This window comes from endosymbiont of Galathealinum brachiosum, from assembly GCA_003349885.1.
GTDB lineage: Bacteria > Pseudomonadota > Gammaproteobacteria > SZUA-229 > SZUA-229 > SZUA-229.
On record QFXC01000014.1, the window covers coordinates 26,542 to 39,422 of the forward strand.

The window sequence follows — 12,881 nt, forward strand, 5'->3', positions numbered from 1 at the left end:
AAGTTTGACTTCGCCCCCTAAAACATTAACGAACTTTTTCCAGCATCCATTGCGCGCTCCACATACCACCTGCTTTTAAAACGGATGTTACCTGTACTTTTCCCTGTTTATTTTCATTGTGCATAAAGCCGCTGGTCCAGCGATTTTTTAACCTGATGTAATTTCCCTCTACTTTTATTTTCTTCCACTGAGCGCTCCACCAACCACCATCCGTTACCTTTTTTTGCAACTCTACGTGACCGGTTTTATTTTCAATATGCATGTACTCACCTGTCCAACGATTTTTTAACCTAAAGAAATTACCCTGCACCGGTACAAATGACCACATAGCACTGAACCAACCTTTAGGAACTTGCTTTTGTAATTCCACGCTTCCGGTTTTATGTTCGACATGCATGTATTCACCCGTCCAACGGTTTTTTAGACGGAAGAAACTTTTCGTATCAATAACTGTAGATGCACTCAAAACTGGTGCCAGAGGTTTAGCATTGGTGCCACCGACAGATGAACCCGTTGTAACATTACTAGCAACCGCAACGGCTTCGGAAAAACTCTTTGGCATTTTCCATGTTTTGGCTTTTGCCGATTTTGACGATCCTGTCATCATGTCGTTACCACAGGTATTTGTTTTGGTAACCGTAAATGGATTGCCTTCACTTAGATAATAGTCACCCAATGTATCTTTCAATACTTCAGGCCCACCTGTTATACGGTATTCTGGCATTTTATCGCAGCGAAATGGCCAGTCATAACCTGCATACTGTCCCTCCATGGTTAGCGAGCCACTGTTAACAAGATATTCACCAAGCTGACTCTTAAGATTTTTTCCTATACTCTTAATGGCAGCCTTAGTACCAGCCTTAACAGCTGCTTTGGCTGCAGCTTTAACAGCCACTTTTGTACCCGTCTTAACTGCTGCGCTAACCGCACCACCCGCCCCGGCAGTCAAAACTGCAAGTGCGACATCCCCTACTATTTCGATAACCGGCTCAGCACATTTGGATGCAGATTGCGGATCAAGCCCATCCGGCTGGATATTGAGAAGCATGGTAAACCAGACCGCACCAGTTTTAACGATAGTCTGGCCCTGCTTGTCATTAAAAGTGACAGGAACAATGCCGTGTGCCAGACAGCCCACCTGATCAAATGAATATGCAATGGGCCAGGCTGTATCATTAATTAGTTTGAAACCAGGACTTGTACTACTTTTTCGACTGTTTTCGCTGGCAAACTCACTCTTTGAATAGATACGATAACGATCACCAAACGCATCAATTCGAAAATCCGAATATGCGGTGGCTGGTTCTGATTCGTATTTAGTTACCTCAAGCTTTTCGCCATGTTTACTTTCAGGTTTTTTTGTAATGGCTCTAGCATGTGCTTTCATCGATGCCAGATCTGAAATATTTATCTTTCCTATATTTACTTTACCGGAAACGATACCGCCTGTTATATCGCTTATAAGGCATATACCCCTATTGGTGCTAGCTGTCCATTTAGAATGGGGTTCAACATAATAAATATCGGATTTACAGGCCACATAACTTATAGTACCCATGATTTTATAATCAGAATTATTAGTAATATTCGCAGGCTCATAACCCCCTGCTTTGTAAACTTTATCACTCTCTATATTTGCTTTGCCTGGTACGGCGGTGGGTTGAGCCGTTTTACTGGAAGATTCCGTATTCGATTTGCCGGTGTTTGATGAAGATGTGTGCCCGGATGCACGATCAAGCTCATCAAAAGATTTCTGCATACGAGTATCGTTTGCTACAGCTGACAGGGAGAATGTTAATAAAATTACACTGATACATATTTTATATACGTTCTTCATAATTCCACCTTATCTCAATATGATTTTTTCATTTATTGATATTTACAGTTAATAGATTTTAATCAAAAGGTCTACCAAAGTAAGTTAAAGACCAGATAGCAACCAGACATGTTGCCATATAGAATTTGACACCGATTATCCTACTTCCTGTGTTTATCATTTGTTATTCATTATTTACTGTTTGGGATTTTATAATAGTTAATCGATTAAGGATAATAAGCGCATTCTTATAGGGTTATAAGATTCACATTTGATAATGAATAAATGGGGTCAGAGCACAATTGTTTCTAATATTAGAGTATATTGATCTCTGACCCCATTAATTAATACAGAAACATAAACTAAGTTATGAGTGATCTGAAAAGCATAGGTTATAACGACTGGTTTAAAAGCCAATCGGATAATGAACAAATTGCAGCACATGATGTTGCTCGAATAGTTTCTGTGCATAAAGATAGCTACGTCATCACAAAAGGAGAAACGGAGATATTTGCTGAGTTGTCGGGAAACCTTCTTTACTCTACCGAGTCTGCTACTGACCTTCCTACTACTGGTGACTGGGTGTATGCTGATTTTTTCGATGATGATACCCATGCAATAATATATGGTGTATTCCCAAGAAAGACTATTCTGAAAAGAAAGGCGGCTGGTAAGCTAGTTGATTTTCAGTTGATTGCCGCAAATATTGACATTGCTTTTATTATTCAGTCTTTGAACGATAATTTTAATTTGCGAAGACTAGAGCGCTATTTAGTTATGGTCAATGAAAGTAACATTGAACCTGTTATTTTGCTGAGCAAGTGCGACCTTATGCCCAAAGATGAGGTTGATGAAATTAAGGAAAAAGTTATGATCATTGCACCACAAACTACCGTAATAGCGTTTAGCAATTTGAATCGAGATAATATTGACTCAGTTACTAGCTCTTTAAAAAGTGGTTTCACCTATTGTTTATTAGGCTCATCCGGTGTTGGCAAAACCACCTTTCTTAACAGCATAATAGGTAAGGATCAATTTGATACTCAATCAGTTAGCAAAATTCAAAGTAAAGGACGACACACTACAACAAGTCGTCAATTGATTAAGTTAGAAAGTGGCGCAATGATAATAGACACACCAGGCATGAGAGAGCTTGGTAGCATGTCCGTAGATGACGGCCTGGACGAGACTTTCTCAGAAATACTGAAGCTTGCCCAAAACTGCAAGTTTAGTAATTGCTCTCATAGCAACGAAAAAGGCTGCTCAATTTTAGCTGCTATAAAGGATGGCATCTTGTCAGAACAGCGCTATCAAAATTACCTGAAGATGAAGAAAGAATCTGACTTCAATCAAATGTCTTATTTAGAAAAGAAAAAAAAGGATAAAAGTTTTGGAAAGCTGGTTAAGTCAGCTATTAAGAATAAGCAGAGATAATTGAAATAAACAGGCTCAGAGAACAATTACTTCTAATATTAGAGTATATAAACCTCTGCCCCAGATTAATTGCCAATCATGTGAAACTCACAAGTCACTTTACAATGCTTTTAAAATCTACTGCAGTTCTTGAGCGTTAAGTCTATATTGTCTACAATAACGCACTTTTTATTTATTTCAGGTCACCAATATGAACGACACTAAATCGCTACCAGATTTACCGGATCGCCTTTCAGGTAATCCCAGTAGCCCACATCATGTGGCAGAAATTTTCGAGCACAACGTTGGTATTCTGTTGAACGGAAAAGAGCGTACCGATGTTGAGGAATATTGCATCAGTGAAGGTTGGGTAAAAGTCGCTTCTCCTAAAGCGCTGGACCGACGGGGACAACCGCTTTTGATAAAACTAAAAGGAACGGTTGAAGCCTTTTATAATTAAGTAGTTCGACCTTTGGTATTATTAAAAGTATTAAAAGGGGTCGGTGACAATTGAGAATCATTAGTAACTGTCACCGACCCCTTTGAGAACAAATGCCTCACAACCTTTTATATTGAGCTCGGTCAGGAATGACATTTCGGATACCGCCGCCTGGATTTTCTACATCGCCTTTGAAACGAGGTAACACGATTATATGCAAGTGATCGATACTGCGCCCTGCTTCTCTTCCATCATTATTTCCGAGTGTATAGGCATTAGGCTGATCTCCCAGAAACGGTAATTTCAAAACTGTTTCAATGTGATCTGTGGGACGATCTTTAAGACTATCTCTTTCAAGCATCTCTTCGTAGAGTGTTTTCATATCCGTCGATTCTACAACCTGCTTGACGCCATAAATCGCATCAAAATAGTCATCGTGTTCGGTTTGATTTAAGCTAAAAATCGAAGCAACAGGTCTTTTGGGCATAATCAGCGCATGACCAGGATTCACCGGGTTAGTATCAAATATACTAACGAATGATCGATTCTCGAATATAAATGGATCGGCTTCGCCATTGACTACTTTACAAAAATAACATTTTTTCTCTGAGTGAGATGGACTCATAATGGCTTCTTATTATTACTAAAAATATAGCCGGGTATTGTACCGTAACCTCTAAGTAAATATCTAATGGTCCAACTTATTTGTCAGGGGCTAACGATATCTGGTAATACATGTGATCAAGCATAAAACATGGTTATTAGAACAACAGGTATCAGCAAACTTACGGGGGCAGGTCTTGCTTTTTCGTTATATAGAAGAACAACTTAGTCAAAACACAAGACCTGACCCCATTTTTCTATTAAAGTTAATTGCGCACTGCCTCACTTTAGAAAGAGAACATTATGATCCAGTCTTATATTAAAGAGTTAACCATCGTGGTATTACTGGTCACCACTGGCATATTGTTAGAGATCGCCGGTTTTCTCGATGCCGAAAAGATGCTCAATATAGCCAGAGATTATGCTGATAACTGGTGGTTGATTCTGGTGTTAATCCTGCTGCAAATCATTATGTTTACCTTTGCACTGGCAGGATCATTCTTTCTATGGATTGCAGCACCACTTTATCCACCTGCAATGGCCACCTTTATTCTTGCTGCTGGCGCCACACTCGGTGGTGTAACGGCATATCTATTTTCAAAGCGCCTCACCGATGACTGGATCGAGAGAATTGAAAATTCGCATGCTTATAAACTTCTCCATAAACAGGATAACTTTTTTGTTTTATTTGCCCTACGTGTATTTCCAGCCTTTCCGCATTCCCTGATTAATTACAGCTCAGGCATCTTAAACATTAAACTAAGTCACTTCATACCCGCGGCGATATTAGGTATTTCCATAAAATCTTACATATATTCAAACGTTATTTATAATGCTACTACATCTGCTTCGGTAGAGGACTTGTTTGATATTTCTACTTACGGACCATTGATATTATTATCTGCAATTACCCTGATAGGTGTTTTAATCAAATACAGAATTAACAAAGGTGCCTGAGTGATTTTAATCAGTGTATATTAATAAATACCGGGATCTGACCCGTTTTTTTAGAAGAAAATTAAACATGATATTATTGAGGAATTGAAGTGGAGTTTTGGGTAGGGTTATTTGTTGTAATCGTTATCTTGGGTGCTTTAGCTGGCGGGCAATCATTTGGAGCAACCATCTCAAAAGGTGTTGGCTGCTTATTTACAATTATCATAGGCATAGTAATACTAGTTATAATTTCTGCAAACTAAAGACGTTGAACAACTTTAGCTTGCATATCTAACAAACCGGGTCAGAGAACAATTATTTCTAATATTAGAGTTTATTGTTCTCTGACCCGGATTAAATTAGACAGATTATTAAAATAATATATAAATTGGATACTTAAAATGGAATATCAGATTACTGCCCATAAAGGCTTCTTCGAATTGAAAATTTCCGGCGCCATTGATGCTCAAAAATACCCATCAATGTTTGATACTCTTTTTGCTCATAAAGACTGGGTTCCAGGTATGCGTCTGCTGGTAGATGAAAGTGAGCTTAGAGCAGATCATTTAACTATAGCGGACCTTGAAACCATTGCTGTGTTTTGCACAGATCGAAGTTCTGATTTTGGCTCTGCTAAACTGTCAATGTATGTATCCCGCGATCTTGAATATGGGCTGAATAGAATGTGGCATGTATTTATTAAGGATGGTTGGGATGCCGAAGGCAATGTATTTCGTTCTCGTGAAGAAGCTCTAGACTGGCTTGAATGAGTACTTAATAAAAGTAATAAAGATTTTAGTAATTAAAGTATCGTGATATAAATAAACGGGAGGCAGATTGTACTTCCCTTAACTTTACTGACACCATAATTATGCGGCAACACCCATTTCTTCGTATACCTAAAGGGGTGCATCTGGTGTATGAAGATTCGTTGCCGGTTAACCTGCCTGGTTAAAATTTGAGCAATATTAAAAATAAAGGAAGAGCCTTATGTTTTCATCGTATAAAACATAAGGCCTACCCTATTTCTATCACCTGTGTTTTAATCTAACGCTAAAAATAATATCTATTACAATATTTAAACATCAGATATCAATGCGTTAATGACTAACCATGCATTTATATGTATCAATAGTGTCGTGATATAACATGTGGTTACCAACGTCTAATATCTATTATGTTTGCAAGGAGATTCAAGTATATGTACGAAGTTATAGAAACAACTTCCTATAAATTCGATGAAAAATTTAAAGGCATAAAACGCAATAAACCCGTCGAGATCATTATTGAGACGATGGGCTGGTTTTATGCTCGTATCCCGGTATTTGAACGCCCTATCTATGTAGAAGGTGTTATTGAAGTGACCGAGGCTGATGTACGCCCAAAAACACCTGACCCTATCAGCCAGTTTTCAGTTTCAACATCGGTTAAAAGCCGAAATTTCATGAAGGGTAATGTAAGAAATTCAGGGCGCCCAGATATGTATAAGGATTACATTATGACATTGGACCTTGGGGGGCCCGATGTTCCATTCAATATTATCCCCCTATGGGCAAATTTTCAAAACAATGCAGACTGGAGAAAATTTGAAACTAATGCAAAAAACCTTGCAATGAATAGCAAGGAAGAACTGATTTTCCAGGCATCAGCTATCTATCTCGACTCTGAAGTCGAATTCAACAGGGCATCTATACCTGTTGGCATATACGTTGACATCATAGAAGGTGATAATGTAGTTGATTCATTTAGATTAGAACAAAGACCATCGGCTAAACTATCTTCAGGTGAAGGCAATGATAAGACTACACACGAGAAACTACTGGAAAGTAAGTCAATAAATAAACCCCAAAAGCCATCAGCGATTCTTCAAGGCGGGATATTTAAGCAAAAATTAACCAAAAAGGTTCAGGATCGAAGAGTAAAGCAGGGCTTACTTAAATTGAGAACTTTTAATCTTAAGAAACCTCCTGTCGTATAAGATTTAAAATAAACTCCAGTAATCATACTGAGACAGAAACATGTATTTATATAGCTATAGTGACGTGATATAACATATCATTATCGACGTAAATATATGTTAGCACCATAAGGAAATTAAAATGAATTCTGATACAGTTGAATTCTATCTCTATTCTACAATTTCACTTTCATGTCTATATTTAATTGCAATTACATATTATAAATATTTTGTTGCAAAATATTGGCATAAAACATTTGCTGAAATACAAAATATTAATGTATTAAATGAAGCAAAAGGACATTACCTGTTTGGTGAAAAAGACAAAGAAGTAAATTCATTAAATATTCAATACACTTATTCAATATCTGGAAAAACATACAAAGGAAGTAAAGCATCTCTAATTGATGATCTACCATTCTTTAGTAATTTTGAAGCTGAAAATTATGCTGAATTCAATGAATTATCAGTTAACGAGGGAAAATTACCCATATACGTAAACCCAAAAAATAATAAAAGCTCTTTAATTATTAGAGAATTAAATACTTCAAAAATAACTAATTTACTCATAATCTCTATTGTCTTTTTTCTGCTCTCATTAAACAAGCTAAATGCATTAGATAGTTTTACATTATATTCTTATCTAATGCTCTGTGTTTCATTAGGCCCTATCGTAACTATCGAGCGTTTAGCCTTCCAGAAAAATATGTCACATGAAACAAATGACAAATAAAGGAACTGACTGGAGGATACCCTGACCCGATTAATACTTATATGAGGAAAAGAAAAAGTAAAAAGTCATACTATAATTATTACTCTACCTCCCCTGTTCTCACGCATTATGCCGGAATTAAAAACATGAAACTATATAGTATTATATTTGTATTATTACTTTCTTCCTGTGCCATTTTTATACAGGAACATGAGTTGCCCGCGATTAACGCTATTGAAATTCATGATAATCCACGGGCTGGTGATTTTGCTATTTTAGAAGATCGTGCTAACGGATTTAAGAGCACATGGCATGTTGATAAAGTAGACGGAGACCGGATACATGTCAGTTTTATCTGGGAATTCAAATCAGAACACTTTTCAAAGAAATCCCACTATTTAATGACGACAACAAGAAAAGGTAAAGTTCTCAGTGCTCGTTTCAAATATAGTGACAAAGATATTAAGAAACAACCCGTCGCTACCATAAACGGCTCAAATAGCCGTATGAACTATGAAAGAAAACCTGTTCCAACGTCTATCGTAGCTACAACCCCTGCTGGTAAATTCGATATTGATAAAATATCGTCCTTTGAGCTTTTTAGCGACATTGGGGGAATAGCCAGATCTGAAAACAACTTCATAATGGAACTTTCAAATGATGTGCCATTTAACGTGGTAAAAATGTACGTAACCAACACAATAAACAAAGGTGCTGTATTTACCACTTTAGAATCTTTTGAGAGCCTGTTAATACTAACTGCAGCACAAAACCCGGTAGATGCATACAGCAGAGCAATAGAAAGTGTTATGAACAAAAATGATGACAATACTTTAGAGATTGAATATTCCTTAACCTCATTTGGTCGAGGAAAATAATTTATAACAGGTAGCAGGAGTCAGAGTACAATTGTTCTCAATATTAGACTATGTGCGCTCTGGCTCTAATTAGGTTACAAATCGCTCATCTAAGAGAACTTAATAAAACGCGCCCCGTTAACTCATACATTAACCACTCAAAAACAATGACTGACGATATTATTTATCAATACACCAAATCACGTAAACAACAATCAAAGTTGTATATCAGAATGGGCGTCTTTTGCTGGGTGTATGTCGCTGGATTATATGCCTATGAATTTTATTCCGGGCAAACTGTACAGGAGGATTTTCGTCTGGCAATACTCATAGCCTTTCCTGTTTCAAGCCTGCTACTCTTCCTGGTGGCATGGTGGCATGTATCGCATTCTGCAATATACGAAGCAATAATTACCAGAGAAAAATTCACCGTTAATTATCCAGATCATTCACCATGGTCTTTTAATGTAAACGTGCAAGATATTAAAAGATTTGAAAATAGACAGGAGCTGTCTCACGCTGGTAAAGGCATAATGCAACACGGCATTCTATTAAAAGATGGGCGTTTCTTTCACATATCAATGAATTATGGGAACAGTATAAAGGACATGTACAAAGCAATTAAATCAATAAACAAAGAAGTGACCTTTTCATCTAAAGTAAATAAAAAAGCACATGGGCCTGGTATAAATAGAGATTATGAAAGTTAATTTTCTATAATAAACGGGGTCAGATCGCAATTTTCACTAATTTAGCAGATACCTGGATCTGACCCAGATTTTTGGATTTTTATGCGGGTTTTTGTGATTTTAATAAAATGGACATTAAATGTCCGTTTACTGTACTTTTACAACCTTATATATCAATAATTCATCCTTTCATTTTTAACATCCCATCAACACCCCTATTATCATTTATGATTCACCAGGAAATAACAGAACTCTAACGGGATGCAAAACGGCATGCTCCCTATATATCGGGCCCTGCGTATCATCAATCAGAACCTGTTATCTAGCCGATAACAGACAATTGTGAGGTTTTCACTTCCCAGAACTTTTACACAATATTTAGTTAATTTTGTATCCTCCTCCCCTGTTAATACAAATTATTATCAAACTATTTAAAGATAACTGTAATTTAAGTCTATTAAATATAAAATCTTGTTTATCAGGTCTTGTTTATATATTATGTGTCATAGTTTCGACAAAAAACAATTAATTCATATGTTTTTATAATTGAATTTATTTGTTGCTGTTTTTGTAGATTACTCTTTTATTTATATATTAATCAGCAACTTATAACTAGTTATAATTATATGGATTTTATTTATAACATTAAAAAAACTACCACTAAAACGTAAGCTTCATTGTTAGAGTGTGTTTTTATTGGTTATATAGACACTAAATGCAAAATAATAATTATATAAATAAACTAAGGAGTAGTTAGAAAAATGCAAAAGAAACTTTTAACAGGACTATTTTTGTTCAGCATGGCTGGTACGGCAAATGCCGCACTCATCGACAATCTTGATGGCACCCTCACAGATACCAACACCAACCTCATGTGGCTTCAGGATGCCAATTACGCCATGACTTCGGGCTATGATACTGACGGGGAAATGAACTGGGATGCTGCCATGGCATGGGCCGACACTCTGGAATTTGCCGGCTATGATGACTGGCGGCTACCCACAACGCCAGGAACTTCTACAGGGTTTACCGATGAAGGCGAGATGGGCCATCTTTTTTACAACGAAGGAGTTACTTCGTCTGCACCATCTCCCTTTAGCAACGTTAAGACCTACGACGGTTACTGGTATAGTGCAGGACACGCTCCACTTGATTACAGGGGAGAATCCAGCGCCTGGACCTACAATTTAAACCTTGGCCGTCAGAATGATCGCGATAAGAGATTTAATTATTATGCATTGGCTGTTCGTTCCGCTGATGTATCAGTTGCTTATGCATCTGTTGCTGCCGTACCGGTTCCGGGGGCGTTGTGGCTAATGGGATCCGGGCTGATCGCTTTGGCCGGGCTAAGAAGACGTCAAATTAAATCTCCCACGATTTAAGACATGGCTAAAGGCAGGTGCTTCACGGCGCCTGCCTTAAATCCACCCACAATAGCTCCTGAACCAGCTTCTCTATGGATTTTCTCCTGAGAAATCACTGGCCTTTTGATTACTCAATAAAACTCACAACAAAACATTAAACCGGCTCGGAGCAAAAAATTGCGCCTTCCCGGGTAACATCAATTTAATAATTTACTTACTAAAATCAGCTATTTTTGTTAGCTGTCTTCGTATAAAATCCGCCATCAAGTTTTTGCTTATTAAATACCTCCCAAAATTAATATTTAACTAGCGACACCCTATTATCACTTTCAAACATGACACAAAAATTAATGAACGACAAAACGATAGCAACTCACAACGGTAATTTTCATGCAGACGATGTTTTCAGTATCGCTGCACTTAAGATCATATTTCCTTCTTTTAAGCTCATTCGTACACGTGATTCTGACTTAATCGCCAATGCAGATATTGTGGTTGATGTAGGGGGTGTATATGACGCGGATGCAGACCGTTTTGATCATCACCAACGCGGTGGTGCCGGTGAGCGCGAAAATGGTATTCCCTATTCCTCATTTGGTTTGATCTGGCAAAAATATGGCCTGGAAATTTGCCAGGATAATCAGGATGTAGCAAATGGGGTTGATTCTGGCCTGGTATCAACGATTGATGCTATCGATTGCGGTCATGTCGAGGGAATTTATGACGGTATCAGCCTTAGCCAGACTATTGGAATGTTTAACCCGACCTGGCAAGAAGATAGTCACTTTGATACCTGTTTTGATGAAGCGGTTGATTTTGCAACACGCGTTTTAACACGATTCATTGCATCTGCTAACGGTGGTATTAGTGCGAAAGCTATTGTGGCTAAAGCGATTGAAGATGCAGAAGACCCAAGAGTGATTGTATTAGAAAAATATACCCCGTGGAAAAGAACGGTTCACGCCTTATCTGAAGAAGCGTTATATATGATTTATCCGTCTCAGACTGGGCAATGGAGAATTCAAACGGTACCGGTTGAACCCGGTTCATTCGAAGACAGAAAATCACTACCTAAACCATGGGCTGGCTTATCTGATAAAGAGCTTAAAGATGTAACTGGAATTGATGATGCCATGTTTTGCCATAATGGTTTATTTATTGCGGGTGCAGAATCATTTGAAAGCACAATGAAGATGGCAACCATCGCACTTGAAGTATAATAGATGTCAGAGTACACATTGCTAACACTGGAATGCATGTGCTCTGCCACCCTGTAATCAAGTCTAGATTTCCATTTTTAAATTAAAAAATCATGCTCCCTACAACATTACTTGGCACAGCTAACATTCCCAATAACGGTGGTGAACTGAGGTTAACTCAGCGCGGTGATGAGTTTTCTATTTCTCTAAAAGGTGTAGGCGGCATATTAATGACAAGTCGTGTCCATGGCTCAGAAGTCGCACTGGCTGAGTTAGGTTGTGCGCATATTCAGGGCAAGGAGAATACGAAGGTATTAGTTGGCGGTATGGGTATGGGCTTCACACTAACCGCTGCACTTAAAGCCGCATCAAAAAGTTCTGAGGTGGTGGTCGCAGAACTGGTGCCCGAAGTAATTGAATGGAATAAAGGCCCATTAGGTGAATGCTCAGGCAGGCCACTTAATGATAATAGAGTTGTGGTGAAACTTGGTGATGTAGCAGAGCTTTTTAAAACAAAGCAGCCCACTTATGACGCTGTATTGTTAGATGTTGATAACGGCCCAGAGAGCTTTACACATGCCGACAATAACAAACTGTATTCAAGTGAAAGCTTACAGGCTATACAACAAACACTTAAACCGGGTGGCGTGTTAGCTATATGGTCAGCATGGCATGATCCAAAATTTCCTCTACACCTGAAAAAATTCCGCTTTAAGGTTGAAACTAAAACCGTTAGAGCACATAAAGGTAAAGGTAGTCGTCATACAATTTATCTGGCCAGAAAAATATAAGCGTTAAATAACTAAAGGTACCAGAGTAATTAAAATAAAAGGATGTTGACAAAGATAACCATTGGCCTTAATAATTATTTTTGGCTAGCGTTTATCTATTGATAA

13 protein-coding genes are annotated in these 12,881 nt (G+C 37.8%); 11 read left to right on the plus strand and 2 right to left on the minus strand.

The window, feature by feature from the left end:
* Nucleotides 1-25 precede the first annotated feature (25 nt).
* Nucleotides 26-1,837, minus strand: coding sequence for a hypothetical protein (locus DIZ80_16695; GenBank protein RDH80667.1), 1,812 nt, complete (start codon nucleotides 1,835-1,837; stop codon nucleotides 26-28).
* Nucleotides 1,838-2,185: 348 nt separating this feature from the next.
* On the opposite strand from DIZ80_16695, the gene rsgA reads away from it, so the two are divergent.
* Both rsgA and DIZ80_16705 read left to right on the plus strand, forming a co-directional pair.
* Nucleotides 2,186-3,250, plus strand: coding sequence for a ribosome small subunit-dependent GTPase A (gene rsgA / locus DIZ80_16700; protein RDH80668.1), 1,065 nt, complete (start codon nucleotides 2,186-2,188; stop codon nucleotides 3,248-3,250).
* Nucleotides 3,251-3,440: 190 nt separating this feature from the next.
* Entirely contained in the window at nucleotides 3,441-3,689 is a 249-nt protein-coding gene (locus tag DIZ80_16705) for a DUF3297 domain-containing protein (GenBank protein ID RDH80669.1), read from the plus strand.
* A 97-nt stretch (nucleotides 3,690-3,786) separates the two neighbouring features.
* Here DIZ80_16705 and DIZ80_16710 read toward each other — a convergent pair whose 3' ends face one another.
* Complete coding sequence (locus DIZ80_16710) at nucleotides 3,787-4,293, minus strand: HIT family protein (protein ID RDH80670.1); 507 nt, start codon at nucleotides 4,291-4,293, stop codon at nucleotides 3,787-3,789.
* 281 nt (nucleotides 4,294-4,574) lie between these two features.
* On the opposite strand from DIZ80_16710, the gene DIZ80_16715 reads away from it, so the two are divergent.
* From DIZ80_16715 to DIZ80_16755, 9 genes are all read left to right on the plus strand, one after another.
* The gene (locus tag DIZ80_16715; GenBank protein ID RDH80671.1) at nucleotides 4,575-5,228 is read left to right on the plus strand and encodes a hypothetical protein; all 654 of its coding nucleotides are present in this window, start codon (nucleotides 4,575-4,577) and stop codon (nucleotides 5,226-5,228) included.
* A gap of 380 nt (nucleotides 5,229-5,608) precedes the next feature.
* Nucleotides 5,609-5,977, plus strand: a complete 369-nt coding sequence (locus DIZ80_16720) for a hypothetical protein (protein RDH80672.1) — start codon at nucleotides 5,609-5,611, stop codon at nucleotides 5,975-5,977.
* Between the two features lie 431 nt (nucleotides 5,978-6,408).
* Nucleotides 6,409-7,185 (plus strand): hypothetical protein, encoded by a 777-nt coding sequence (locus tag DIZ80_16725; GenBank protein ID RDH80673.1) that lies wholly within the window; start codon nucleotides 6,409-6,411, stop codon nucleotides 7,183-7,185.
* A 121-nt stretch (nucleotides 7,186-7,306) separates the two neighbouring features.
* Nucleotides 7,307-7,897, plus strand: coding sequence for a hypothetical protein (locus tag DIZ80_16730; GenBank protein ID RDH80674.1), 591 nt, complete (start codon nucleotides 7,307-7,309; stop codon nucleotides 7,895-7,897).
* Nucleotides 7,898-8,022: 125 nt separating this feature from the next.
* Nucleotides 8,023-8,754 (plus strand): hypothetical protein, encoded by a 732-nt coding sequence (locus tag DIZ80_16735; protein ID RDH80675.1) that lies wholly within the window; start codon nucleotides 8,023-8,025, stop codon nucleotides 8,752-8,754.
* Nucleotides 8,755-8,804: 50 nt separating this feature from the next.
* On the plus strand, nucleotides 8,805-9,443 hold the full coding sequence (locus tag DIZ80_16740; GenBank protein ID RDH80676.1) for a hypothetical protein: 639 nt from the start codon (nucleotides 8,805-8,807) through the stop codon (nucleotides 9,441-9,443).
* A gap of 740 nt (nucleotides 9,444-10,183) precedes the next feature.
* Nucleotides 10,184-10,804: a hypothetical protein gene (locus tag DIZ80_16745; GenBank protein RDH80677.1), complete on the plus strand. Its 621-nt coding sequence runs from the start codon at nucleotides 10,184-10,186 to the stop codon at nucleotides 10,802-10,804.
* Nucleotides 10,805-11,136: 332 nt separating this feature from the next.
* Nucleotides 11,137-12,006, plus strand: coding sequence for a metal-dependent hydrolase (locus tag DIZ80_16750; GenBank protein RDH80816.1), 870 nt, complete (start codon nucleotides 11,137-11,139; stop codon nucleotides 12,004-12,006).
* Between the two features lie 92 nt (nucleotides 12,007-12,098).
* Nucleotides 12,099-12,776 (plus strand): hypothetical protein, encoded by a 678-nt coding sequence (locus tag DIZ80_16755; GenBank protein RDH80678.1) that lies wholly within the window; start codon nucleotides 12,099-12,101, stop codon nucleotides 12,774-12,776.
* The last annotated feature ends 105 nt before the right edge of the window (nucleotides 12,777-12,881 follow it).

Coding starts and splice junctions, on each gene's coding strand:
- DIZ80_16730 (RDH80674.1), top strand. CDS start 7,307: ATGAATTCTGATACAGTTGAATTCTATCTCTATTCTACAATTTCACTT.
- DIZ80_16720 (RDH80672.1), top strand. CDS start 5,609: ATGGAATATCAGATTACTGCCCATAAAGGCTTCTTCGAATTGAAAATT.
- DIZ80_16750 (RDH80816.1), top strand. CDS start 11,137: ATGAACGACAAAACGATAGCAACTCACAACGGTAATTTTCATGCAGAC.
- DIZ80_16735 (RDH80675.1), top strand. CDS start 8,023: ATGAAACTATATAGTATTATATTTGTATTATTACTTTCTTCCTGTGCC.
- DIZ80_16755 (RDH80678.1), top strand. CDS start 12,099: ATGCTCCCTACAACATTACTTGGCACAGCTAACATTCCCAATAACGGT.
- DIZ80_16695 (RDH80667.1), bottom strand. CDS start 1,837: ATGAAGAACGTATATAAAATATGTATCAGTGTAATTTTATTAACATTC.
- DIZ80_16715 (RDH80671.1), top strand. CDS start 4,575: ATGATCCAGTCTTATATTAAAGAGTTAACCATCGTGGTATTACTGGTC.
- rsgA (RDH80668.1), top strand. CDS start 2,186: ATGAGTGATCTGAAAAGCATAGGTTATAACGACTGGTTTAAAAGCCAA.
- DIZ80_16745 (RDH80677.1), top strand. CDS start 10,184: ATGCAAAAGAAACTTTTAACAGGACTATTTTTGTTCAGCATGGCTGGT.
- DIZ80_16725 (RDH80673.1), top strand. CDS start 6,409: ATGTACGAAGTTATAGAAACAACTTCCTATAAATTCGATGAAAAATTT.
- DIZ80_16710 (RDH80670.1), bottom strand. CDS start 4,293: ATGAGTCCATCTCACTCAGAGAAAAAATGTTATTTTTGTAAAGTAGTC.
- DIZ80_16705 (RDH80669.1), top strand. CDS start 3,441: ATGAACGACACTAAATCGCTACCAGATTTACCGGATCGCCTTTCAGGT.
- DIZ80_16740 (RDH80676.1), top strand. CDS start 8,805: ATGTGCGCTCTGGCTCTAATTAGGTTACAAATCGCTCATCTAAGAGAA.